Genomic DNA, 24,019 nt, shown 5'->3' on the forward strand with positions numbered 1-24,019 from the left:
GTGTGCTCATTCACGTGCGGCGCCGATGGCCACCGGACGGATTCCGCCGTCCGGTGGCCATCGGCGCTCCGCCGCCGCAGATCAGGCGACGGTGAAGCTCACCGTGGACTTCTCGGAGGCGTTGCCGTCGGCGTCCTCGGCCACGATCTCGACGGTGTGCCGGCCCGGCTCCCACTCGCCCTTGCCGTAGCGGAGCTTCGGCGGGACGGTCCAGTCGTTCAGACCCCAGGCCCAGTAGCCGTCGGTGCCGACGGAGCGGTTGCCGATCTCCTTGCCGTCCTCGTAGACGCGCACCAGGGTCGCGCCCGCGGCCGTGCCCGAGAACTTCGGCACGAGACCGGTCGTGCTGTCGTTGACGGGGGTCTGGATGACCGGAGCGGCGGGGCCGTGCTGGATCTCCCCGTACTTGACGAAGGTGCTGCCGACCTGGAAGGCCTGCGCCTTGTCGGTCCGGTCGTACGAGCAGGCCTGGTTGTTGCCGCCGGAGCCGTCGCCGGCCTGGGGCCACACCAGGAACTTGTAGTAGCCGGGGTCCTCACCGCTCAGGTCCATGGCGGGCAGGACGAACCTGTCACCCGTACCGCTTCCGGCGTGGCCCTTGACCGCCTGGCGCACCGGCTCGGGGGTCTTCTTCGAGGGCCTGCCCTGGGCGTCGACTATCTGGTAGTAGACGTGGTCGCTCGCGTTGCAGGCAGCCTGGCTGCCGATGCGCCGGTTGACCAGGTCGATGATGAACTTGTCGCCCGGAATCTGGCCGTCGGCCGCGATGTAGCCGAAGCCGCCCTGGCTGTAGCCGGGAGCCGCGCCGCCCCAGTGCGTGTCGTACGGGAGCCGGACGAAGGGCTTGGAGGTTCCGGCCGGGTCCCCGCCGCACCGGTCGCCGTTGACGACGTCGACCTCCGGGGAGATCTCCACCTTGTCACCGTTGTCCAGCGGGACCTGGATCTTGATCTGGTACTTCTTGCTGGGGTCGGGGCAGGCGTTGGCGTCGACGTTCAGGTCACCGCGCAGATGGAAGGTGATCTGCTTCCTGTCGCCGACCGTCTTGGTGTCGACGATCATGTACTCCTCGCCGACGCCGAGCGCCGTCGGCTCCTTCTCGTAGGCCGTGTAGTTGAGGGTGCCGTTGCCGTAGTGCGAGTACTTGATACCCGCGGCCTTGTTGATCGACCTGTCCTTCGGCACGTTCAGGATTCCGTCGAAGCGCAGTTCGCTGTCCCAGGTGGCGAACCGGTTGCCCGAGCCGAGCGGGGTGATGGAGTTCTCCGCTGCCGGGGCCTCGGCCATCGCGATCGGGGAGACCGCCATCGTCAGCGAACCGGCGGCCAGTGCGGTGGACACTCCTGCCACAATCAGACGGCGCCGAGTCGTTCGAACCATTTTCTTCTCCTCGTGAGGCGCGGCGGACATGTTCTGTACCGGCGCCACAGAATCGCGACGTTCCCCCGAAACCCCGACCGGGGAGGGGACTTTTATTCGCCCCTCACGCTAGGGCGAGACCCGCCTCGTGACTGCCGCCATGCGTCCGTTCCTGCGCTCTGCTTTGAGTATCCGAGAGTATTTCCACCCGTCCACCCATCCGCCGCCGAATGTCTCCACAAGCGGCGGAATTCGTCTCCGCATGGGCTACAGGGAAAGGGCCGCACGGATGTCCTCACGCCGCCGGGGGCGCGGCAGGCGGTTCCCCGGCCCGGCGCAGGATGTCCTCGCGCTGGGCGGAGCGGAGCGAACCCGGGCACTCGTGGCCGCCCCAGTCGGCCCCGCCCATGTGGTGGGTGCCCAGACCGCGGGCGTCGGGGCTGTCGGCGAGGGCCTGCGGCCAGTCGTGCTCGGCCATCCCCCACGCGTAGATCCGCGCGACGGCGTCCACCTGCGCGTCGGTGAGCGGCCTGGTGGCGAAGCCGGAGGTTTCCACCGAGGCCCAGGAGGGGTTGCCGGAGCCTTGGGTCCAGGCGCGGTCGTCGACCGAGACGTACTGCTCGATCTCCCCGGCCTGCGATACCCAGAAGTGCGCCGAGCTGCGCTGCTTGGGGTCCGAGAACCGGTCGTACAGCGACCCCTCGCCCTCTTGTACGTGCAGGATGAGCCCGCGCTGGGCGTCGCGTGCGCCCGGGGTGAAGTTGCGGTTCAGTGGCTTGCGTTCGGCACCCGGCATCCAGCCCGTGCCGGTGCCGGAAGGGGTTGAGGGCCCCGGCTTGGGGGCCGGCGGCTCGGCCTTGGCGGTCGGCGCCGTCCCGTCGGGGAGGGACTCCGCCACCACGACCATCGCGGCCGTGGCGGCGACCGCGAGGAGGTGGCGGCGCGTCAGGACCTTCCGCTCTTTCGGACTCGTCGTCACGGCGGGCCGCTAGACGATCCGTACGGCGCCGCTGGGCCTGCTGTGGGCCAGGGAGCGCTCGGCGACTCCGGCGCGGGGGTTCTGCGCGCCGATGAAGCGGCCGTTGCCGATGTAGAGCGCCACGTGGTGGGCCGTGCCCTGCTTGCCCCAGTAGAGGATGTCGCCGGGCTTCAGGTCCGACAGCGGCACCTGCCGGCCGGCCGTCGACTGGAGCTGCGAGACCCGGGGCACCGCGACACCGGCGTGCCGGTAGGCGGCCTGGACCAGGCCGGAGCAGTCGAAGGAGGCCGGGCCCGTGCCGCCCATCACGTACGCCTTGCCGACCTGGGCGCGAGCGAAGGCGACGATGGCGGCCGCGGAGCCGGTGGCCACGGGACCGCGGTCGGTGGTCCGGTCGGCCCGGTCGGCGGCCTCGGCCTCCGCCCGGCTCCGGTGGGCTTGCTCCTCGGCCTGGGCCTTGGCCTTGGCCCGTGCTTTCGCCTGCGCCTGGGCGCCGGCCTCCGCCTCGGACGCCTCCCGGAGGCCGGTGAGTTCCGCGGCGTGCGCCTCGGCGTGGAGGGCGTCCGCCGTGGAATCGATGGCCCCCGCGATCTCCGCGGCCCCGTCCGGTTCGAGGAACGGCAGGTCGAGACCGGCGGAAGCCGGTACGGGCGAGGCGTCGGCCAGGCGCGCCATGGCGAGGGTGGTGCCCAGGACACCGCCGGTGACCCCGGCCCGTACCACGAGACGGGAGATCGCCCGGCGCGGTCTGCGGTGGCGGGCTGCGCGTACGGGCTCGGCGGCGGGCGCGGGAGCGAGTGCCTGAGAGGCAGTGGTGTGGGCCATGGGACACGGCTATCAAGGCGCGGGACCGCCCATCAAGCAGCCTCCCTCCGGGCCGGATTCGGGGTCTTCCGGCCGGCCGGGCGCGTCGCGGCCTCCGAATCAACTCCGGGTATCCGGAGGAAAGCGGCGGACGGCCGGATGGTTTCGCACTCCCTGCCCGCCTCGGAACCCTCAGCGCACGTCTAGCACCCGAGTGGAGCCTGCGCAAAAACCCCTTTGGTGGACTTCTGAAGCCCCGTGAGGCATGTCACATCGGCGGGGCCGGCGGCACCTTCCTCAAAGATCGGATAGCGCACCCTTAACGAAGCCCTAAGAATTCCGGAAACCGCGTCTTCGGGCCGATTTCGGACCGAACGGATGCCTAGGGTCGGTGACATCGATCGACGCGATCCGAAGGTTTCGGGATCGCCGTCTCAGCCCGATGCTTCCGTCTAGAGGTTCCTGATGTCCCGTAAGCGAATCGCTCTCGTGTGTGCCGCCGTCGTCGCCGGCGCCGGCGCAGTGGCCATTCCCGTCGCCGCCAACGCGGGCTCGTCCGCCGACCTGAGCGTCGAGGGCTGCAGCACCGTCTCCGGCGATGCGCTCATGCACCGGACGGAGGCCAACCTGACCGTCAGGAACAGCGGCAGCACGGACGCGAAGACGTGGAAGCTGGAGTTCGAGGTGCCGGTGGGACGCACCACCGTCGTCGATCCCGGCACCTTCGACCTGCGCAAGGAGGGCGGGCGCTTCACCGTCACCCCGAAGGAGGGCCGGGGCACGGTCCCGGCCAACGGCGCGCGGGACGTCGCGATCGGCATCGACGAGGCCCACGGGGGGATCCTGCAGATCTCCGGCTGCACGGTGACGGGCGGGGACTCCGCCCCCTCGGACTCGCCGCGGCCCACGGACGACGGCTCGTTCGTCATCGACCACACCACCGTGCACCTCATGTGGCGGGCACCGCAGAAGCCGGGCTCCCAGGTCGCGAAGTACGAGGTCTTCGAAGGCGAGCAGCTCGTCAAGACCATGGACAACGGGATGATGACGATGACCAACATCGATGGGCTGCTCCCGGCCACCGCCTACACGTACCGCGTCCGGGCCGTGTACGCCGACGGGAAGCGCTCGCCGTTCAGCAAGGACATCACGCTGACGACGCGCGCGTCGCCCGGCGACGACGCCGAGAAGCCGGTCATGCCCGCGCAGCTGAACGGCGAGGCCGTCGGCGCCAACCAGGTGTCGCTGCGCTGGCAGGCGGCCACCGACGACGTGGCCGTCACCGGCTACCGGATCTACCGCGACGGGAACCGCGTGGCGGAGCCCGCCGCGCACGCCACGTCCGCCACGGTCGGCGGCCTGGAGCCGAGCACCGCCTACCGGTTCAAGGTGACGGCGGTCGACGCGTCGGGCAAGGAATCCGACCCGACCGAGGAGGTTTCGGTGACGACCGGCAGCGGCGGGGGCAACGGCGGAGGCGGCGGGGGCGGCGGCGGCACGGCCGGCGCACCGGCCGACTTCACCGCGGGCACGGGCACGAAGGCCGACGGCAGCCTCACCCAGCACTACCTGAACCTGGGCTGGACGGTCCCCAAGGGGAACGGCCAGATCACCACCTACCAGGTGTACCTCAACGGCAAGCTCGCGCAGACCTTCATGTGGGGCGACGGCGCCGCGGTCCTGCCCGTCCCGTCGGGTACGGCGACGCGCGAGGTCCTCGTCGGGGCCAACCCGGGCAAGACCTACGCGGTCAAGATCAGGGCCCGGCTCGGGGACGGCACCTGGGGTGCGTTCTCCGCCGAGAAGACCGTCACCACCGCCGGCCGCTGAGCCGTCCACCCCCACCAGGAGCTTCAGTCATCATGCGCAACCGCCGCACCGCCCTCGCCCTCACCGCCTTCGGCGGCCTCCCCCTGTCCCTCACCGCACTGACCGTCCTCACCGCCGCCCCGGCGGTGGCCCACGGTGCCACCGGGAACCCGGCCGCCCGCTCGGTCGCCTGCCACCCCTCCAGTCACGGGAAGACCAACGCCGCGTGCAAGGCGGCGCTCGCCGCGAGCCCGGAATTTCCCGGCGACTGGCAGTCGATCGTCCAGGGAGCCGCGATCAAGCACGACTCCGAGAAGCGCTCCTCCTCACCGCAGCACCGCAGCCTCATCCGCGACGGGCAGCTGTGCAGCGCCGGCAACGCGAAGTTCAGCGGCTTGGACCGGCCCGACCCCGGCTACCCCTCGACATCGCTGACCAGCGGCGCGGAGCACTCCTTCGAATACGCCATCAGCGCGCTGCACAATCCGTACCGGCTGGAGATGTACGTGACCAAGGACGGTTACGACCCGTCGAAGCCGCTGAAGTGGTCGGACCTGGAGGACACGCCGTTCGTGAGCGCCGACAACCTGTCCGCGGTCGCGAGGCCGAACGCCCCCCTGGGCAGCTCGGCGTTCGCCTTCAAGGCGCAACTGCCCGAGAAGAAGGGCAAGCACATGGTGTACACGATCTGGCACGGCCTGATGAAGCCGGACGGCTCCGCGCAGAGCTCGGAAGCCTTCTACTCCTGCTCGGACGTGAACTTCACATGAGCCTCTGAACGCCTCGTCGGCCCGCCTCGCGTACCGCGGGCCGAGGGGGCGGGGAAGGTGGCAGCAGCGCCGCGGGCAGTGCCCCCGGCGGCCGTTCTGCTGCCACCCGCCACGTGCGAGGGGCCATTTCTCACGTCCCAGACACTAAGGACTCCGGACCGGGCGCCACAGCCGCCATAGGTCCCCACCCACAGGGCCGTTGGTCCCTTCACGCTGCCCTTACGGCCACACCCGCCCCGCCGCCGGAAGGCTGTTCTCCTTCGGCCGGGAGTCGAGCCGTTCGGCGCGGACACCGGACGGGTGGCGGTGCCAGGGTTCGCGGCAGATGGATCCGGTTTCGGACGGCCCCCGCGTGCGGAGGCCCCCGGTACGACGAGGGAGACCGCTCGGTGCAGGTGCAGGTGCAGGTGTGGCGTGGGGCGCCGGGCGACGCGGTGACGCCCGCCGCCGCCGAGGGGGACACCCGGGTGTGGCGGCAGGCCCGCGCCGCCGCGGAGGTCTCCTCCCCCATCAACCGGTTCGCGGGCTGCGGTGCGTCCGGCTTCTCCGGGGACAGGGGTCCCGCGGCGCTGGCCCGGCTCTCCTCCCCGCACGGGATCGCGGCCGCGCCGGACGGCAGTGTCGTCTTCGCCGACCTGCTCAACAACCGGGTGCGCAAGGTGGACGCGGAGGGCACCGTCACCACCGTCGTGGGCGACGGGCGGTGGGGGGACACCGGCGACGGCGGTCCCGCGACCGAGGCCCGGCTGAAGTACCCGTACGGCGTGGCGCTCGCCCCGGACGGGGCGCTGCTCGTCGCCGACACCAACAACCACCGCGTGCGCCGGGTCGGGCCCGACGGCACGATCACCACCATCGCGGGAGACGGGCTGGCCGGATACGGCGGTGACGGCGGACCGGCCACCGGGGCCCGGCTGAACCACGTCACGCACATCGCGGCGGCTCCGGACGGCAGCGTGTTCCTCGCCGACACCTTCAACCACCGCATCCGCAGGATCGACCCGGCGGGGACGATCACCACCGTGGCCGGCACCGGCAGCCGCGGCTCGACGGGCGACTACGGTCCGGCAGCGTGGGCCGCGCTGAACTGCCCGTACGGTCTGGCGCCCGCCCCCGACGGCACCCTGCTGTTCGCGGACACCAACAACCACCGGATCCGCAGGATCGGCCGCGACGGGACCGTCACCACGGTCGCCGGCAACGGGCTCCCCGGGGACACCGGTGACGGCGGGCCCGCCGTCCGGGCACGGCTGAACAGCCCCCGGGACGTGGCGGTGGCCCCGGACGGCTCGCTGGTGATCGCGGACAGTTTCAACGACCGGTTGCGGAAGGTGGATCCGGCCGGGGTCATCACGACCGTCGCCGGCGCCGGCCGGTTCGGGACCGGGGGCGACGGCGAGTCCGCCCTCCGCGCCGAGCTGGGCGAGCCGCGCGCGGTGGCGTTGCGGCCGGACGGCAGCGTGGTGGTCGCGGACTACTTCCACGACCGGCTGCGCCTGGTCCACGGGGTGGTGCGCCCGTCGGTGCGTCCGCCGGCCGCCTCACTCGGCTAGGCCGGCGGCCGCGGCCGGTGGACCCTCGCGGGGTGGGGGGGAGCGTCCCGGCGGGAATGAGCCGGGTCGGTGCCGGGGCGCTCCCCCGGTTCTGGGTGCCGCCCGTGGGCGGCGGGGGTCAGGACTCGGGGCCCACGTGACGGAGCCGGTGGTTCATCCGGTCCGCGATCACCACGCCGCCGTCGCGCGCGACGGCCACGCCGTGCGGGTAGTTGAGCCGGGCGCGGGTCGCGGGGCCGCCGTCGCCGGCGAAGCCCTGGTCGCCGTCCCCGGCGAACGCGGTGATGATGCCCGACGGGTCCACCCTGCGTACCCGTCCGGCGCGTTCGTCGGAGACGAGCACGCCGCCGTCCGCCGCGACCGCGATGCCGGAGAGCGTGGTGAACGAGGCCTGGGCCGCGGGCCCGCCGTCACCCCGGTCGGCGGACCGGCCGTTGCCGGCGACCGTGGTGATCACTCCGGCCGGGTCGACCCTGCGGATCCGGCGGTTCCCGGCGTCCGCGAGCAGCAGGCTGCCGTCGGGGGCGACCGCGAGGCCCTGTACGGCTCCCAGCCTCGCGTACCGGGCCGGGCCGCCGTCGCCGCCGAACCCCTTGGCACCGCTTCCCGCGACCAGGCTGACCAGGCCGAACGGGTCCACCTTGAGGACCCGGAAGCGGTAGGGCTCCGCGATGAGCACGCTGCCGTCGGGCGCGACCGCCACCGCTCCCGGACGGCTGAGCCGGACCCGGGTGGCAGGATCGCCCTCCGCCCCGGCGCCCGGTTCGGCCGGGCGGCAGCCGGCGATCGTGGTGATCACCCCGACGGGGTCCACCCTCCGCACGCGGTCGACGAAGGTGTCCGAGATGATCACGCTTCCGTCCGGCGCGACCGCGAGACCGCACGGGTAGCACAGGCGCGCCTCGACGGCCGGTCCTCCGTCGCCGCCGACCCCGCAGTCACCGGTGCCGGCGACCGTCGTGATCACTCCGCTGGGGCCGACTCTGCGGACCCGGTTGTTGGTCCGGTCGATGAACACCACCGACCCGTCCGGTGCCGCCGCCACCCCCTGCGGAGCGGCGAGCCGGGCGAGGTACGCCCAGGTGCCGTCCCCGCGGAAGCCCCGTACGCCCGTCCCCGCGAGCGTGGTTATCATGCCGGGACCGCCGAGCCGCCCGGTGCGGCCGGTCTGCCGCCCCACGCGCTCGGCCTGTCCGGCCCCTCCGGTGAGTAAACCCGTACACACCGGCAGCGCGGCCTGCGCCGCGCCTCGCCCCACACGCATCCTGTTGCAACCTCATTCGGTCATCGGACTGTCCTTGTCCCCGGGCGGTCCCCGCCTCCGTTTCCGGAAGGCTCCGCACGGGGCTGTGCGTCCTATTGGAGCGGCTGGGGTGGCGGGGGACCATCGCTGATCGGCCCCTCTTCCAACTGAAGTAACATTTCCGGCACATCAGCAGAAATCATCTGTGCCATGTCGTCAGAGGACGCCGAGAAAGGGGCCGCCCGGGTCCGACGACGGGGGACGAAGGACCCGGGGCGACCCCCTGGACAACCGTGACACATCCGGCACTACCGGCCGGCACCGATCCACTGGGGATCAACCATCGGTCCACTCAACGGCACTTCCGGCTGCCCGCCGGGCCCGCTCGGCCCGCTCGGCCCGCCGGGCCGGGGCGCGCAGCAGGCTGTAGAGAGCGCAGGCCGCGACCGACAGGACCAGCCAGCCGAGCATGATCCACACAACGATCACGGCAGCCTCCGTCAGCCGCGGGCATCGCCCCGGCGCCGGCGCATGGTCACGGTGACCAGCGCGCCGCCGACGGCCACGGCCGCGACGCCCGCGGTCACCAGGGCGGGGGCGATCCCGCCGCCCGTGCTGGCCAGACTGCCATCGGCCGCGGGGTCCTGGGAGGGGTCACCGTTCCCGGGCGCCGCGGGCCCCGAGGTGGACGAGTCCGACGGCGTGTCGGACGGCGGGGTGGAGGGCGACGGCCGGACGGGGACGTCCTCCGGGTCCTTCGGGTCGGGCAGCTCCGGCAGCGGGGTGACGACCGGGTCCGGGTCGGACGGCGGCGTGATCGGCTTGCTGGGGGCGCCCGCCGCCGGGAGGCAGCCGGCGAAGGCCATCCGGTGGGTCTCTGCGCCGGGCACCGAGGTCAGCTTCTTCGCGATGACCGAGCCGTTGACGTGGCCCGGGGCCACCGAGCCCGCCTTGCGGCCCAGCTCCACGTGCGCGTTCGGCGCGAGGATCGTGCCCGGCCAGGAAGCGTGGTTCTTCACCACCGACGAGGCGTTCGGGAAGTTCCACAGCAGCTTCGAGCGGATCGCCTTGAACTGGGCACTGCCCGCGGCGTAGTCGTCGAGTACGTACTTCCCGGTCTCCGGGTCCCAGAGGTAGATCCCGTAGAAGGAGGAGGCCCCGCTGTCGTAGGCGGCGCCGATCACGTTGACCAGGGTGGTGGAGCCGGCCGGCACCTTGATCGCCACGCTGCTCGCCTTCTGCAGGTCCGCCGCGTTCACCGCGAAGACGTTGACCTTCTTGTCCTCGCCCGTCAGGAGCAGCTGCCCGGTGGCACCGGACCGGCCCACCGAGCCCTTGGCCTCGGCCGCCGCCCAGCCCGCGGAGCGGTCGCGGAGGGTGGCGAACTCGCCGGCGAAGTCGAAGGGGGCGGCGCCCTTGCTGTGCTCGCCGTCCACCGCGAAATCGCCGCCGGACTGGCGGAGTTCCCCGTAGCGGCCGGATCCCTTGCCGAGGACCACCTGGTTGGCGTGCAGGGTGCCGCCGACCACCATGCTGTGCTTACCGGGAAGTTTCCCGAGGTCGGTGGCGGTCAGCTTGTCGCCGATGGAGAATCCCTGGCCGGTGGCCGGGTCGCCGAAGCGGGCGTCGCCGCCGACGGCGACGGCGCCCTCGGAGTCGGAGTACCGCAGGGAGTCGCCCTCGACGAACTCGGCGTACCCGCCGGCGGCACCCAGCGGTGCGTCGGCGCAGGACGGGGCCGCGAAGGCCGGGGTTCCCGCGTCGAGGAGGAACGTGCCGGTCAGGCCGAGGATGGCTACTGCGGCGTGGGCGCGCATGGGTGACTCCAGGTCGGTACGGGGATGCGGGGCGGACACGGCCGGGATCCTGGCCGTGGGATCGACCTTCCGCTACACGAAATGCGACGTCAAATACCCCCTTGTCGCTACAAATCGGGCATCGCGTCCTTAAGTTTCTTAAACAGACCTAAATCCGTGACGCACCTCACATGGCGTCATCAAAAGAACCCCCGGTGCGGGCCGGAGGATGACGGCCCCTGTCCCCCCGGCAGCCCCCACCGGCACCGGCCGCTTCCTAGACTGTGCCGCAGTGCCCCCGCTTGCGAAACTTTCCGGTCGGCGGGAGCGGGGGCACGTTTCTCACGCTCAGGCGCCGCCTTCTTCAGAACGCGCTCCGCGCATCTCCGGAACCCGGTTGAAAACCGCGGCGACATGGGCGCGGTTTCGCATCTGTAGTTTCCCCAGAGCCCGCGAGACGTGCGATTTGACGGTCCCTTCCGCCACGCCGAGCCGCTGGGCGATCGCCAGGTTCGTCAGCCCCTGCGAGGCTCCCTCCACCGCGCGCTTCTCCTGGGGCGTCAGCTGCTCCCAACGCCGCTCGAAGGCCTCCGTAGCCGGGTCCTTGAAGCGCGCGAGGTGATCGAGCACGTCAGAGGCCAGCAGGGAGTCGACGACGACTCCGCCGGCGGCGACCTTCAGTACGGCGTACAGCAGGTCCGAGGGGGCGGAGCTCTTGATCAGGACCCCCCGGACCCCCGCCGACCAGGCATCCACCAGCAGGGTCCGGTCCGCGACCGAGGTCACGGCCAGCACCCGTGTGCGGGAGCGGCCCGCATCGCGCAGCCGGCGCGCGACCGCGAGCCCGCCCATGTCGCGCATCCGCAGGTCCACGACGAGCACGTCCGGGGAGAGCACGACCGACAGGCTCAGCGCCTGACCGCCGGTGACGGCGCGCCCCACGACCTCGATGCGGGGATCGGTGCACAGCACGCGGATCAAGCCGTCCAGTACGACCTCCTCGTCGTCCGCCACCACGACTCGGCACATCGACGGCCCCTTTCACGGGAACAGCAGGGTGAATTCTCGTCGCGCCGCTCACAAAAGAGCCGATGGGCCCTTACAGAAAGGGCCTTGACGCAACGAAAGATCAGGTGACAGCGGGGACGATATCCCCACCCGGACGTGCGCTCCGCGGAAACTCCGGATGATTTTCGGGTAACGCGTCCATCCCCCCTCATACCAAAAGGAAGCAGAAGGATGACCGCCCCGAGCTTTACGGAGATACCCCCTCGTACCGATTGCGACTGTTCGGGCTGCGCCACGGAGCGGACGGCAAGGCGGCGGCGGGGCTGGACGCGGTGCGGCCCGGCGGCCCACCGGCGGGCGGCCGCCCTGGTCGTCCTCGGCGGAGTGTCGATCACCGGACTGGCGACGGCCGAGGCACAGGCCGCGCCGGCGGTCCAGAACGCACCGACGGCGGTGAGCGGCCTGCAGACCGCCCTCCAGGTCCAGACCGTCGCGTCGAAGTCGCTGGCCCACTCCGCCTCCGTCACGCGCAGCGAGATCATCCAGCGCGCCCAGAGCTGGGTGGACGCGCGCGTGCCGTACAGCATGTCCGGTACGTGGAACGACGGTTACCGGCGGGACTGCTCCGGTTTCGTCTCGATGGCGTGGAAGCTCGGCAGCAACGAATGGACCGGCAGCCTGGCGAACTTCGCGGACCGCATCTCGAAGAACGACCTGAAGCCGGGCGACATGCTGCTGTTCCACAACAAGGCGGACCCCGGCAAGGGCTCCCACGTGGTGATCTTCGGAGGCTGGGCCAACTCGTCCCGTTCGAAGTACATCGCCTACGAACAGGCGGGCTCCACCGGCGCGGTCAAGCGAACGAACCCGTACGCCTACTACTCCAACTCCGGTTCGTACGTCCCCTACCGCTACAAGAACGTCGTCGAGGACGGCGCTTCCTCCCCCGGTTCCGGTTCGTCCTCCTCCTTCCCCGGGGCCTCCTACTTCGGCCCCGGCAAGTCGAACGCGCACATCACCAGGCTCGGGGACATGCTCAGCGGCCGGGGAGCCGCCGGGCTGTACCCGCGGGGCACGGGTCCGACCTGGACGGACGACGACCGCAAGGCCACCCAGGCCTTCCAGAAGGCCCAGGGGTGGACGGGCGCGGACGCCGACGGGATACCCGGACCCGACACCTGGCGCATGCTCGTGGACGGAACCGGCAAGAACGTCCCCGGCGGCAGCAGCAGCAGCGGAGGCGGCTCCGGCGCATCGGACAAGGCCGGCGCCTTCCCCGGGGCCTCCTACTTCGGTCCCGGCAAGTCGAACGACTACGTGACACAACTCGGCAAGCAGCTGGTCAAGAAGGGGTACGGGCGCCACTACACCGAAGGCCCCGGACCGTCCTGGAGCGAGTCGGACCGGCGCAACGTGGAGGCCTTCCAGCGCGCCCAGGGCTGGACCGGATCGGAAGCGGACGGCTACCCGGGGCCGGAGACCTGGCGCCGGCTGCATTCCTGACGCGATGACAGGCGCCGTTCCGGGCACCTTGAGCACACTGACGGTTGATCACACTGTAAGCACCTGGCACCACATGGTGCTCCTTTCGCGGCGGCCGTTCCCACTGCGGTGATGACACGCTGAATCCGCCCGGTAGAGCGGGTGAGAGGAAAGGGCATGGCCAGGTGAGGAACGAGCAGTCCAAAGAGCGGTGGCCGCAGATCAGCCCCGCGCAAGCGCTGAACACGCATGTACACACCGGCGCGATCGGCGGCCTGCCCATGGACGACCTGTTCCGCACGTCCCGGCCCGGCGGGCGGCGTTCACCCGCCGAGGCGCCCGACGGTGCCGAGACCGCGCGCGAACTCCCGTCCGTCGAGCAGGTGGCCGTACCGGCGGCCCACGAGGTGTCCGGCCAGGTGGCGGCCGTCCCGGAGAACCCGCCGGCCACGGCCGCACGGACCCGCAACCCGCGGGTGGACCACACGCTCCAGGAGCGCACGGTCTCCGGCGTTCCCGGCTGGTGCGCGATGGTGACCGCCACCGTCGCCCTGGCGGCCGCGGTCTGGCTGCTGTGGCTGACCGGGCGGCTGCCGGGGCCGCTGACCGCTCCGGTCACCGACCTGCTGGGAGAGGCACCCGCGAAGCCGGTCCTGTCCTGGGGCGGTCCGGCGATCGGGCTGCTCGTCCTGTGCGGGGCGGCTGCCCTGTTCGGCCTCGCGGGGCTGACCCGCGTACGCAGCGGTTCGGCCGTCGTCCTGCACGCGCGGGGCCGCTACCGGGCGACGCTGCGGCGTACCGGACTGGTGTGGCGGAGCCCGCTGCGGCCGCGGCGGGTGGTCGACGTCCGGCTGAGGCACTGGCGGACCGGGATCGACGGGGTGACCGACCGCGACGGCACTCCCGTCGACGCCGTCCTGCTCGTCGTGTGGCAGGTCCGCAACACCGCGCGCGCCCTGTACGCCGTCGACGACCACGAGTCCTACCTCAAGGAGCAGATCGAGGCGGCGGCGGGCGAGGTCTTCTCGACCCTGCCGTGCGACAGCTTCCGGGAGCGGGAGGCCTCGCTCCGCGACAGCAGGCACCTGGCCGGCGAGCTCACCCAGGCGCTGTCCGCGGACATGCGGGCCATCGGCCTGGACGTCTTCTCCGTGCAGGTCGTCCGCCTCGAGTACACCGCTCACGTCGCCGAGGCCATGCGCCAGCGCCGGCTCTCGGCCCTGGAGGCCAAGCACCGCGAGGGAACCCTGGAGGAGGTCGCCCTCGCCGTGGAGGCCACCACCCGCACGGTCACGGCGCAGGGCGGCGTCGAGTGGGACGACTACGAGCGCAAGGCGTTCGCACGCGAGCTGACCGTGGCCTTCTACGCCGCGCGCACCTCCGCCGTCGTCCCGGCCGGCCCGTCTTCGCCGGACCGGCCGTAGCCGCCCGCGTCCGCCCGCTCCCGCCCCTCACCCGGGTTCCGTCCCGGGTTCTTCCCCTTCCCCCTCCTCCATCCCCCGCGGCCGCTCACGGCCACTCGCAGCAAGAAGAAGGTGCAGCCCTCATGACCGTGCGCGTCATGATCGTCGACGACCAGCCGATCACCCGGTCCGGCCTGCGCTTCCTGGTCGACTCCATACCCGGGTACCAGGTGGTGGCCGAGGCCGAGGACGGCGCCGACGCCGTGGGCAAGGCCCGCGAGCACGAAGCCGGCCTGGTGCTCATGGACCTGCGGATGCCGCGGATCGACGGTGTGGAGGCGACCCGGCAGCTGATGCGGATGGGCGAACCGCCCAGAGTGCTCGTCATGACCACGTTCGCCGTGGACGAGCAGGCGCTGGACGCGCTGGAGGCCGGGGCACACGGGTTCCTGTCGAAGGACCTGCGCGTCGAGGAGCTCCGGGCCGCCATGGACGTCGTGATGAGCGGCGGTCAGCTGGTGTCCGGGGACATGCTCGACTTCCTCATGCTCAAGGCCTCCCGGGGAGCGGCCGGCCTCAGCGTCCGCCGCAAGGAACTGCTGGTCCTGCTCACCGAGTCCGAGCGCCGGGTGCTGAGCCTGCTGGGGGCGGGGCTGAGCAACTCCGAGATCGCCGACGCCCTCTACCTGTCGGTGTCCAGCGTCAAGACGTACGTCTCGCGGCTGTTGCAGAAGCTGAACCTGGACAACCGCACCCAGGCGGCGGTGCTGGCCTACGAACTCGACTTCATGGACGGCTGACACCGCCGGAGCCGGGCCGGGCGCTGCCGGCGCTGCGGGCTCACCCGGCGGCCACGCGTTCCAGGGCCTTGCGGGTCTTGGGGCCGTAGACACCGCGCGGCTCTCCGGCCACCTCGTCGCGGACCGCCGACCACTCCTGGAACCTCCGTACGGCGACCTTGGTGTCCTCGTCGTAGAGGGAGTAGCGGTGGCTGTCGTAGAAGCCGGTCCGGTTCAGCAGGCGTTGCATGGCGGCGACCTCCTCACCCTCGTCGCCCAGGCTCAGCGTGGGAGGCCCGGCCGGGGAGGTCGGCGGCTTGGAGCCGGCGCCGCCCGTCGCCGAGGGCTTGCCGGGAACGGAGGTGGCGGGCGGCCCGGAGGGGTCGGCGCCGGCCGGAGTGCCGCCCGGGGTTCCGGCCGTCGCCGGGTCCGCGGTGGCGCCGGGTCCGCGGACCGGAGGCGCGGTGGACGACGCGGCGCCCCGGTGGGCCGCGCCCTCGGTGGAGCCCGGGGAGGCGCCCGCGTCGCCCGGTGCGGACTCCTCCTCCACCACCGCGCTGCCCAGCCCGAGGCGCCCGCCGATGGAGCCGCTGCTCTCGCTGCGCCAGCCCAGCGCGACGGCCGTGGCGGCGACCAGCAGCAGGGCTCCGCCCGCCGCCAGCGGGACGAACCTGCGGGGTGTGCGCGTGGACCTGCGGCCGGGCTCCGGTGCGTGCACGTCGAGGACGATGACCTCGCCGTCGACGATGGTGTCCTCCATGGAGGTCCCGGACTGCGCTGCGGATCCGTCCGGCTGCGCGGACATGCGATCCCTCCTCGGGTGGGTCGGTGCGGTGGCGTTCGGCGCGGGCCCGGCTACCCGGGTACGCCCAAGGGGTCGGCCAGACCGGCCTCGTTCGCGACCAGGGCGGCCTGCGTGCGGTTCTCCAGGTGGAGTTTGGCCAGCAGACGGGACACATGGGTCTTCACGCTCGCCAGGGAGAGCCGCAGTTCCCCGGCGATCCCCACGTTGTCCAGCCCGCGGCCGAGCAGTCCGAGCACGTCGCGCTCCCTGGCGCTGAGCAGCGGGATCCTGCGGTGGTGCCCGGCGAACCGGGGGGCGTACGGCCGGCCCGGAGCGCCGGTCAGTTCACCGAACGCCTCCCCCGCGAGGGCGCAGCCGCCGGCCAGCACATGGCGCAGGACCGCCTCCAGGAGCCGGGGGTCGGGCGAGCGGGGGACGAACCCGCGCGCGCCGGCGGCGAGCGCGTCCGCCAGGCCGTCGGGGCCGGGTTCGTCCGCGATCAGGACCAGGCCAGGACCGTGCAGCGGCCCCATCGCCTTCGCCAGCTCCCGTTCCACGAGCAGGATCCGCGGGGAGCACGGGCCGGTCAGCCGGGCGGCCTCCGGGCCCGAGCCGGCCTCGGCCACGACCTCGAACCCGCAGCGGTCGGAGAGCAGCCGGCCCAGACCGGCCCGGAAGGCCGCGTCACGGGCGGCGATGAGCACCGTCGCGGCCGGCGCGGACCGGCCGGCGGAGCTGTCCGCGGGCCTGCGGATATCGGTGGTCGAGATCATGGGACAAGTCTTGTCGAACGGGTCTTAGCCACGCTGTAATCGTTCCTTAAGCGGCTTTAAGCGGCTTTTCGGCCGCGCTTCGCGAAGCGAAGTCAAGCGCCGATCGTCCCCCGGCGGGCAGGTGTCCACAACCGGCCAAGGCCCCTTGGGGACGGGACTTAGGTCCCGTCCCGCGGGCCCGTCACCCGCCCTGTCCGTCCTGCTCGCCGCGCGGTCCCATCCGGCTGGCGAAGCGCGCCAGCTGCACCCGGCTGGTGAGCCCGAGCTTGGTGAACAGCTGCGCGACGTTGTTCTTGACCGTGGCTTCGGAGACCCCGAGCTGCCTGCCGATCGCCGCGTTGGTGAGTCCGCGGGCCAGCAGCCGCAGGACGGCCTGCTCGCGGTCGGTCAGCGAGTCGAAGCGGGCCTCCTCCTCGGCCGAGACGTGGTCGGCGCTGCGGACCGAGTCGACCAGGCGGCGGGTCACCGCGGGATGCAGGACCGAATGCCCGGCGTCCGCCGCCCTGATGCCCTCGAGCAGGTCCTCCACCAGCAGATCCTTCAGGAGGAAGCCGGAAACCCCCGCGGCCAGGGCTTCGGTCACGGATTCCGCGACGTGGAAAGCGGTGAGGACCAGGACGTGTGGCGGGGCGTCCAGGGCCAGAAGTCCTCTCGCGAGGGAAATCCCGTCACCGTCCGGAAGGACCATGTCGACCAGTGCGACATCGGGTCTCGTCCTTTCGGCCAGGGAAAGGGCGGAGGAGGCGTCGAAAGCGCGCCCCACCACCCGGATATCCTCGCTCGTCTGGATGATCTGCTCCAGACCGGCCATCGTGATGACGTTGTCCTCAACGATCAGTACCTTGATCAATATGATCGAGCTCCGTGATTCGACGCGGCCTACCATTCAACCTATGTCACCGCCCGAGAACGCCCGGGGATGTCCGTAGTCCGGATCTCACACACAGTCGGAGCAATCGTGATCACCGTCCTGCTGGTCAGCAGCGAACGTGAAACCCGCCTGGAACTCCGAGGATTCCTGCACCCCGGCACGGGGATCAACACCATCGGCGAGGCGTGGGACCACGCGACCGCCAAAGAGCAGGTCCGCGTCCTGCTGCCGGACGTGGTGATCGTCCACATCGAGCAGCGCAACGACGCCTTCGCCGTCACGCGGTCGCTGGTCAAGGAGCCCGACGCCCCGCAGATCCTGCTGGTCGGCCCACCGGACCCCGCCCATGTGGAGCAGGCGATCACCTCGGGGGCCTCCGGGATGCTCACCGGGGACTCGCTCGAGACCTCGCTGGTCCGGGCGGTCCGCAGCATCGCCTCCGGGCAGGCGTTCTTCGCCCCCTCCCTCACCCGGGACGTCATCGAACTGGCCTCGCGGCGCACCTCGCCGGAGCCCGTCACCGAGGACCACCCCGGACTGGTCGCCCTCACCGACCGGCAGCGCGACGTGCTGATGCTCCTGGCCGCCGGGCTTTCCAATGCCGATATCGCCGAACGGCTCCATCTCGGGCTCGGAACGGTCAAGACCCACGTGCGCGACATCCTGGCCCGGCTGGGCGCGAAAAACCGCGTGGAGGCCGCCCGTATCGCCTTCGGCCGGACCGAATCCGAAGGATAGGCCTTTCCTCGGGGCGCGGGATCATCTTTTGGCCGATGGGCGTCTCCCTTTAGTCACGGACGGGTCCCCCCGGGGGCTACATACGCTGTGAGCACCCCTTCCGGTCCTTCTTTTTCCGAGAACAGGCATCCCGTGTCGTCCCTTCATGAGCACGCCCCCGCGTCGCCGCACCTGCCGCCCCCCGCGGCGCAGGACGGCGTCGGGGAGTTCCGGTGGATCCTGCGCCGGTTCCTCGCGGATCTGCCAGGTGCCTTCGACGTGGCCGTCGTCTCCGCCGACGGGCTGCTGCTGGGCCGGGTCCACGAGACGGACGCCCCGGAGTCCGAACTGGTCGCCCCGCTCACCGGCGGGCTGGCCGCGCTGGCCGGCGCCGCCGCGGAACTGGGCGGCTCGGGGGCGGTGCTGCGCACGATCCTCGAGATGCAGCACGGCATCGTGGCGGTGGTCTCGGTGTCCGACGGCTCGCTGCTCGCGGTCGCCGCCGACGCGTCGTCCGACCGGTCGCTGCTGGGCTACCAGATGACCCGCCTCGTCCACCGGATGGGCCGCGTGCTGACACCCGAGCTGAGATCGACGCTGAGGGAACATGCCGCGGCGACCGCCTGACCGGCGCCGGCCCGAGCCGTTCCCCGAATCCGCCACGAGAGGCGACCATGCGACTGCTTGAAGCCCGGGCATCCGATGTCCAGCACGTCATAGCCGACTACCGCGAGACCACTCCGGGAATGGAGCGGGCGGTGCTCGTGTCCTCCGGGGGCCTGGTACTGGCCTCCAGCGGCACGGACGACCCGGCCGACGCCGAACGGCTCGCAGCGCTCACGGCCAGTCTGATGTCGATGGCGAAGGCCGCCGCCCAGGCCTACCGGGCCGGCGCCGCCAGCGCGGTGGTGATCAACACCGAACGGCACAACCTCTGTCTGGCACCGGTCGACGATCACACCGGCCTCATCGTCGTGGCCTCCGCGGACACCGATCTCGGCCATGTCATGTACGTGGCCGCGCTGATCGCCCGGGAGCTCGCGAGCCTGCTCGACAACGACACCCGCGCACACCTGTGCCGCCTGTTCCTCAACCCGGGCTGAGCCCGGCGGCCGGGCCCCGGCGCTAGAGGCCCACCAAGGTGTCCTCCATCGGCCCGTTCTTGATTCCCTTTGGTCGAGCGGCATCGGGTGACCTGCTGCGAGCCTGTTCACGGGAGGCTCGGGGCCGATGGGGATTGCCGCGCCAGTCCCACGGCCCGCGTACCGGGCCGCTGTTCGACGATGTTTGGACCGATGAGCACATTCTCACCACGTCACTGGCGCCTGGCTCCACGCGTCACGGCGGTACTCGCCCTGCCGGTGGCGCTGGCCATCGCGCTCGCCCTGCTGGTGATCGGCCATTCGGCCGGGCGGCTGTCCGCGACCACGGAAGCGCAGAGGAGGGCCGGCGTGCTGATGACGGCCACCCTACTGGCCCACGACCTGCAGAACGAGCGGGACACGCTCGCACGCGACGCGGGCCGGGCGACCGATGAACTGCGGCGCCTGCGCGCGACGACGGACACCTCCGTGGCCGCGTTCCGTACGGCGGCGGCCGCGTGCGCGGGCGACCGGCAGGTCTCCGGCCTCCTCGCCGACGCCACCGCCGCCCTGGCGGACCTGCGGCAGGCCCGGGACGGGGACGTGGGTACCGGCTCCGTAGCCGCCGTCACCGCCTACGGCGACATCGTCGGACGGCTGCTGGCCCTGCACGTGGCCGCCGGACGGGACGTACCCGGCGGCTCGCGGCCCGGTGCCCTGCAGTCCCTGGTCACCGGAAAGCTCGCCCTCTCCAACCAGCGGGCCGTGCTCGGCGCGGCCCTCGCCCGGCCCGAGACCACCAAGGAGCAGGCGGCCTATCTGCGGGCTCAGCAGGGCGTCGCCCAGCAGATGCTCAGTCAGTTCCGGTCCGCCGCGGTCCCGGCCGACCGCGAGGCGTACGGCGGCGCGGCCGACACCGCCCGGACCGACGCCCTGCTGGAGGCCGCCCTGTCCGGTACCCGTCCCTCCCGCCAGGAGTGGGCCGCCGCCGCCAACCAGGCGGTGGACGGCCTGCACACGGCGGAGACCGCGCTGCTGGACCGTTCGGTCCGGGAGGCGGCCGCCGAGCGCACCGCCGCCTACCGCTCCCTGGTGATCCACCTCTCCGCCATCGCCGTTGCGCTGCTGGGCACCGCCGTCGTGGCCGTGCTCGTGGCCCGCCGTCTCATCGGCAGGCTCCGGCAGCTGCGCCGCTCCGCCCTGAAGGCCGCGGCCGAACTGCCCGTGCTGGTGGACCGGATGTCACGGGCCTCCGAGCCCGGACGGCTGCGGGTGGACGTGCCGCCCGTCGACACGGGCGTACGGGACGAGATCGGCGAGGTGGAGCGCGCCTTCGACGAGGTGGTGCAGGAGGCGGTGACCCAGACGGTCCGGCAGCTGACGCTGCGGGCCTCGGTGCACGAGACGCTCGCCACCGTGTCGCGGCGCGGCGACGTACTGGTGCAGCAGCAGCTCGAACTGCTCGCCCGGCTCCAGATGGACGAGGCCGACCCCCGGGCGCTGGAGCCCCTGTTCACCCTGGACCACCTGGCGACCCGGATCCGCCGGCACGGCGAGAGCGTGCTGGTGCTGGCCGGTGAGCGGGTGGGCCGCCGGCACTTCGAGGACGCGCTGCTCGTGGACGTCCTGCGGGCCGCGGCGGCCGAGGTCGACGACTTCACCCGGATCGAGATCACCGGCGTGCCGGAGGTCGCCGTCGCCGCGCACGCGGTGCACGACCTGACCCACCTGGTGGCCGAACTGCTGGAGAACGCGACCCGGTTCTCGGAGGCCGGACGGCCCGTACGGGTGGGCGCCGAGGCCGCGGACCACGGCGGCGGAGTCGTCGTACGGGTCAGCGACAGCGGTTCGGGGATCGCCGCGGACCAGCTCGACGAACTCAACGTACGGCTCCAGGCCGCTCCGGCCATCGAATCGGTACGCGGCGGACGCATCGGCCTGTACGTGGTCGGCCTGCTCGCCGCCCGGCACGGCGCCCGCGTGTACCTGGACTCGGCGGCCGGCGGGACCCAGGTCCTCGTCGCGCTGCCGGACGACATCGTGGCGGCGGGCCCGGCCCGCCGCACAGGGAAGTGAGAGCCGTGACGGCAGACCTGCGGACCGTGTCCCGGCGGAGCGCACGCCGGCTGCGGGCGATGGCGGGCAGCAACTGCCCGCTGGGCGAGCGCGCGCAGGACACCACGCTCGTCCTCCTGGTCGCGGTGGCCAGCGGCGTCGTGCTGACCTCCAGCTACCAGACGGGCTTCACCCACTCGTACGTACTGAGCCTGCTGTGCGCGCTGGCCGCCGCCGCGAGTCTGGTGTGGCGCAGGAACCGCCCCGAGCTGTGCGTCCTCCTCGCGGTGGTGGCGACGCTGGCCTCCGACGAGGCCACCGCCCTGATCGCCGCGTCCTATGCCGTGGGCCTGTACGGCCGGAGCCGGCGCGCCCTCGTCGTCGGCGGCAGCGCCCTGGCGTACGTCATGACCAGGACGCTGACGGGCGAGGTCGTGGCGGATCCCACCTGGCGCACCTACATGGTGGTGCTGTACACGGTCCTGCCCGCCTTCTACGGGCACGTGGTGCGCCGCCAGCGCGAGCTGAAGGACCAGTTGCAGGAGCAGCTGTCCCACGCGCAGGCGGCCACCGACCACGCGGCGCGCTTCGCGATCCTGGAGAAGCGGACCCGGCTGGCCTTCGAGATCCACGACACCGTCGGCCACCACGCCACCTTCGTCGTCCTGCGGGCCTCGGGCGCGACCCGGCAGCCCGGTCTGACGCCGCAGGCGGCCGAGGCCTTCCACGACATCCAGGAGGGGGCCATCCTCGTCATGCAGGAGCTGCGCCGGGTCATCGCCGTGCTGCGCGATGACGAGGAGGCCTGCCTCTCCGGCATCAGCTGCGACGAGTTCCTCGAGGGACTGGCCCGCAACATGCGCGCCGTGGGCATGGACGCCACGTACACCGTGCGGGGCACGGTGCGCGCACTGGGAGCCCGCAACGAGGCACTGCTGTACCGGATCAGCCGCGAGGCCCTGACCAACGCGGCGAAGTACGCGCCCGGCGCGCCGGTGGCGCTCACGCTGGCGTTCGAGGAGCGCTCCGCGACCCTGACGGTCCGCAACGACCGGCCGCTGCAGAAGCAGCCCGCGGGCGACTCCGGCGGCATCGGCCTGCACAGCATGCGGGAAGCCGTCGAAGCCGTCGGCGGGACGTTCGTCGCGGGCCCGGTACCGGACGGCGGTTACCTGATTCAAGCCGTGATCACGCTGCCGCCGGGCAGCACCGAGAAGGAGTGACCGCCATGACCATTCGCGTCGTGATCGTCGACGACCAGGCCATCATCCGCTCCGGCCTGCGCATGATGCTGGAGGCTTCGGAGGAGTTCGAGGTCGTCGCGGAGGCCGTGGACGGGGCCGACGCCATCATCCAGACGAAGACCCACCGCCCGGACATCGTGATGATGGACCTGCGGATGCCGAACGTGGACGGGGTCAGCGCCACGCGCAAGATCGTCCAGCTGCCGGAACCGCCCCGGGTGCTGGTGCTCAGCACCTACAGCGCCGACGGCGAGGTGTTCGACGCGCTGAACGCCGGCGCCAGCGGCTTCCTCCTCAAGGACCTCCGGGCCGAGGAGCTGTTCTCCGCCCTGCACGTGGTCGCCTCCGGCGGCCGGGTCTTCGCGCCCGACGTCCTGCAGAACCTGGTGCGCCGCGCGGTGCGGCGCATGCCGGTGCGCGTGCACGGGGTCAACGCGAAGGTCGCCGCGCTCAGCGAGAGCGAGCGCAAGGTCCTGGCGCTGGTCGGGATGGGCATGACGAACGAGCAGATCGCCAAGGAGCTGCACCTGGCGGGGGCCAGCGTCAAGACGTACGTGTCGCGGACGCTGGCCAAGCTCGGGCTGGAAAACCGTACGCAGGCGGCGGTCGTCGCCTACACCGTCGGGCTCGCCGGCAACCCGGCCGCCGACGGCGAGGCCTCGCGGTAGGGGAGGACGGGATGAGGGGGAGGGACGGTGCCCGTGGCCAGGCGGCCGTGAAGCAGTGGATCCGGATGTGCTACCTGCCCGACGAGGGCCCCGCGGTCCCCGTCTGGGTGCTGTGGGAGTACTCCGCCGAGACCCCGCTCGAAGTCGGCATGACGTTCCCCGTGGCAGACGGGAACGGCTGGTCCAAGTGGGTGTTCGCGCGCAGTCTGCTCATCGGCGGCGCCTACGCGGCCTGCGGCGAGGGAGACGTGCGGGTGTGGCCGGTGGAGCACGACGTGCAGCCGTGGGTGTCCATCGCGCTGTCCGACGGCTCCCTGAGCGCCCTGCTCCAGGTGTCCCGCGAGGATCTGCTGGCCTGGACGGCGGGGATGCTGGAACGGGTGCCGGTGGACGCCGAGTCCGGTCACCTGGACGTGGACGGGTGCATCCGGCGGATCCTGGAGGCGGCCGACGGATGAGGCAGGATCTGCGCGGTGTGCGCGGCCGCCTCGTGCCGGACGCCGAATCCTATCGAGATCCTGCGGCCCGGTTCGATGTCCCGGATCCAGTGTTCGGGGGTGACGGTCACGGTGCGTCCGGTGACCGCGTACGTCGCGTTCCACATCGAGTGGATCTCCACACCCTCGGGCAGGACGAACTCCAGGCGCCAGTCCTTCTGCATGTGCGGTGACGCGTTGCGCAGCTCGTAGCAGCCGGTGTAACCGGTGCTCCACTGGGCGGTCTTGGCGAACGAGACCGCCATCGCACCCGTGGCCGCGGCCTGCACCTCGACGGGGTGCGCCCTGAGGCTCACGCGCCTGCGGCCCCTGGCCTGACTCAGCATCACGGACGGCTCCTCAC

At 72.0% G+C, this 24,019-nt stretch carries 24 protein-coding genes; 13 read left to right on the top strand and 11 right to left on the bottom strand.

What is annotated here, in order from left to right:
- Positions 1-81 precede the first annotated feature (81 nt).
- From ACTVZO_RS44135 to ACTVZO_RS44145, 3 genes are all read right to left on the bottom strand, one after another.
- Complete coding sequence (locus ACTVZO_RS44135) at positions 82-1,341, bottom strand: hypothetical protein (RefSeq protein ID WP_443304244.1); 1,260 nt, start codon at positions 1,339-1,341, stop codon at positions 82-84.
- A gap of 313 nt (positions 1,342-1,654) precedes the next feature.
- Positions 1,655-2,338: a peptidoglycan recognition protein family protein gene (locus ACTVZO_RS44140; protein WP_443304245.1), complete on the bottom strand. Its 684-nt coding sequence runs from the start codon at positions 2,336-2,338 to the stop codon at positions 1,655-1,657.
- Between the two features lie 9 nt (positions 2,339-2,347).
- Positions 2,348-3,163, bottom strand: coding sequence for a C40 family peptidase (locus ACTVZO_RS44145; protein WP_443304246.1), 816 nt, complete (start codon positions 3,161-3,163; stop codon positions 2,348-2,350).
- A gap of 444 nt (positions 3,164-3,607) precedes the next feature.
- Here ACTVZO_RS44145 and ACTVZO_RS44150 point away from each other — a divergent pair, with 444 nt between their 5' ends.
- From ACTVZO_RS44150 to ACTVZO_RS44160, 3 genes are all read left to right on the top strand, one after another.
- The gene (locus tag ACTVZO_RS44150) at positions 3,608-4,972 is read left to right on the top strand and encodes a fibronectin type III domain-containing protein (RefSeq protein ID WP_443304247.1); all 1,365 of its coding nucleotides are present in this window, start codon (positions 3,608-3,610) and stop codon (positions 4,970-4,972) included.
- A 32-nt stretch (positions 4,973-5,004) separates the two neighbouring features.
- Positions 5,005-5,721, top strand: a complete 717-nt coding sequence (locus ACTVZO_RS44155; protein WP_443304248.1) for a lytic polysaccharide monooxygenase — start codon at positions 5,005-5,007, stop codon at positions 5,719-5,721.
- A 389-nt stretch (positions 5,722-6,110) separates the two neighbouring features.
- Positions 6,111-7,274, top strand: coding sequence for an NHL domain-containing protein (locus ACTVZO_RS44160; RefSeq protein ID WP_443304249.1), 1,164 nt, complete (start codon positions 6,111-6,113; stop codon positions 7,272-7,274).
- A gap of 118 nt (positions 7,275-7,392) precedes the next feature.
- On the opposite strand, the gene ACTVZO_RS44165 is transcribed toward ACTVZO_RS44160, so the two are convergent.
- The 4 genes from ACTVZO_RS44165 to ACTVZO_RS44180 form a co-directional block, all read right to left on the bottom strand.
- Complete coding sequence (locus ACTVZO_RS44165; RefSeq protein ID WP_443304250.1) at positions 7,393-8,409, bottom strand: NHL domain-containing protein; 1,017 nt, start codon at positions 8,407-8,409, stop codon at positions 7,393-7,395.
- Positions 8,410-8,853: 444 nt separating this feature from the next.
- A complete protein-coding gene (locus ACTVZO_RS44170; protein WP_443304252.1) occupies positions 8,854-9,006 on the bottom strand; it encodes a hypothetical protein in 153 nt (50 codons plus the stop codon).
- Positions 9,007-9,017: 11 nt separating this feature from the next.
- Positions 9,018-10,373, bottom strand: coding sequence for a choice-of-anchor A family protein (locus ACTVZO_RS44175; RefSeq protein WP_443304253.1), 1,356 nt, complete (start codon positions 10,371-10,373; stop codon positions 9,018-9,020).
- 288 nt (positions 10,374-10,661) lie between these two features.
- Positions 10,662-11,342, bottom strand: coding sequence for a response regulator (locus ACTVZO_RS44180; RefSeq protein WP_443304254.1), 681 nt, complete (start codon positions 11,340-11,342; stop codon positions 10,662-10,664).
- Between the two features lie 210 nt (positions 11,343-11,552).
- On the opposite strand from ACTVZO_RS44180, the gene ACTVZO_RS44185 reads away from it, so the two are divergent.
- The 3 genes from ACTVZO_RS44185 (at position 11,553) to ACTVZO_RS44195 (ending at position 15,006) form a co-directional block, all read left to right on the top strand.
- Positions 11,553-12,824, top strand: coding sequence for a peptidoglycan-binding protein (locus ACTVZO_RS44185; RefSeq protein WP_443304255.1), 1,272 nt, complete (start codon positions 11,553-11,555; stop codon positions 12,822-12,824).
- Between the two features lie 164 nt (positions 12,825-12,988).
- On the top strand, positions 12,989-14,227 hold the full coding sequence (locus tag ACTVZO_RS44190; protein ID WP_443304256.1) for an SPFH domain-containing protein: 1,239 nt from the start codon (positions 12,989-12,991) through the stop codon (positions 14,225-14,227).
- Between the two features lie 122 nt (positions 14,228-14,349).
- The gene (locus ACTVZO_RS44195) at positions 14,350-15,006 is read left to right on the top strand and encodes a response regulator transcription factor (RefSeq protein WP_443304257.1); all 657 of its coding nucleotides are present in this window, start codon (positions 14,350-14,352) and stop codon (positions 15,004-15,006) included.
- 40 nt (positions 15,007-15,046) lie between these two features.
- Here ACTVZO_RS44195 and ACTVZO_RS44200 read toward each other — a convergent pair whose 3' ends face one another.
- The 3 genes from ACTVZO_RS44200 to ACTVZO_RS44210 all read right to left on the bottom strand — a co-directional run bounded on the left by ACTVZO_RS44200 (position 15,047) and on the right by ACTVZO_RS44210 (position 17,392).
- Positions 15,047-15,790 (bottom strand): peptidoglycan-binding protein, encoded by a 744-nt coding sequence (locus ACTVZO_RS44200; protein WP_443304258.1) that lies wholly within the window; start codon positions 15,788-15,790, stop codon positions 15,047-15,049.
- 50 nt (positions 15,791-15,840) lie between these two features.
- Positions 15,841-16,542: a response regulator transcription factor gene (locus tag ACTVZO_RS44205; RefSeq protein WP_443304259.1), complete on the bottom strand. Its 702-nt coding sequence runs from the start codon at positions 16,540-16,542 to the stop codon at positions 15,841-15,843.
- A gap of 181 nt (positions 16,543-16,723) precedes the next feature.
- Complete coding sequence (locus ACTVZO_RS44210) at positions 16,724-17,392, bottom strand: response regulator (RefSeq protein ID WP_443304261.1); 669 nt, start codon at positions 17,390-17,392, stop codon at positions 16,724-16,726.
- Positions 17,393-17,500: 108 nt separating this feature from the next.
- Here ACTVZO_RS44210 and ACTVZO_RS44215 point away from each other — a divergent pair, with 108 nt between their 5' ends.
- The 7 genes from ACTVZO_RS44215 (at position 17,501) to ACTVZO_RS44245 (ending at position 23,637) form a co-directional block, all read left to right on the top strand.
- A complete protein-coding gene (locus ACTVZO_RS44215; RefSeq protein WP_443304262.1) occupies positions 17,501-18,151 on the top strand; it encodes a LuxR C-terminal-related transcriptional regulator in 651 nt (216 codons plus the stop codon).
- Positions 18,152-18,283: 132 nt separating this feature from the next.
- The gene (locus ACTVZO_RS44220) at positions 18,284-18,757 is read left to right on the top strand and encodes a roadblock/LC7 domain-containing protein (protein ID WP_443304263.1); all 474 of its coding nucleotides are present in this window, start codon (positions 18,284-18,286) and stop codon (positions 18,755-18,757) included.
- 47 nt (positions 18,758-18,804) lie between these two features.
- A complete protein-coding gene (locus tag ACTVZO_RS44225) occupies positions 18,805-19,233 on the top strand; it encodes a roadblock/LC7 domain-containing protein (protein WP_443304264.1) in 429 nt (142 codons plus the stop codon).
- 192 nt (positions 19,234-19,425) lie between these two features.
- Positions 19,426-21,288 carry a sensor histidine kinase gene (locus ACTVZO_RS44230; RefSeq protein WP_443304265.1) on the top strand — a complete coding sequence of 621 codons (1,863 nt, stop codon included), beginning with the start codon at positions 19,426-19,428 and terminating at the stop codon, positions 21,286-21,288.
- 5 nt (positions 21,289-21,293) lie between these two features.
- On the top strand, positions 21,294-22,490 hold the full coding sequence (locus tag ACTVZO_RS44235) for a sensor histidine kinase (protein ID WP_443304266.1): 1,197 nt from the start codon (positions 21,294-21,296) through the stop codon (positions 22,488-22,490).
- A 5-nt stretch (positions 22,491-22,495) separates the two neighbouring features.
- Positions 22,496-23,179 (top strand): response regulator, encoded by a 684-nt coding sequence (locus tag ACTVZO_RS44240; protein ID WP_443304267.1) that lies wholly within the window; start codon positions 22,496-22,498, stop codon positions 23,177-23,179.
- An 11-nt stretch (positions 23,180-23,190) separates the two neighbouring features.
- Positions 23,191-23,637: an SsgA family sporulation/cell division regulator gene (locus ACTVZO_RS44245; RefSeq protein ID WP_443304268.1), complete on the top strand. Its 447-nt coding sequence runs from the start codon at positions 23,191-23,193 to the stop codon at positions 23,635-23,637.
- Here the strand turns inward: ACTVZO_RS44245 and ACTVZO_RS44250 are convergent.
- Complete coding sequence (locus tag ACTVZO_RS44250) at positions 23,583-24,002, bottom strand: cellulose binding domain-containing protein (protein WP_443304443.1); 420 nt, start codon at positions 24,000-24,002, stop codon at positions 23,583-23,585. The genes ACTVZO_RS44245 and ACTVZO_RS44250 overlap by 55 nt on opposite strands.
- Positions 24,003-24,019 lie beyond the last annotated feature (17 nt).

It is taken from the genome of Streptomyces sp. IBSNAI002 (assembly GCF_052244475.1).
Taxonomy (GTDB): Bacteria; Actinomycetota; Actinomycetes; order Streptomycetales; family Streptomycetaceae; genus Streptomyces.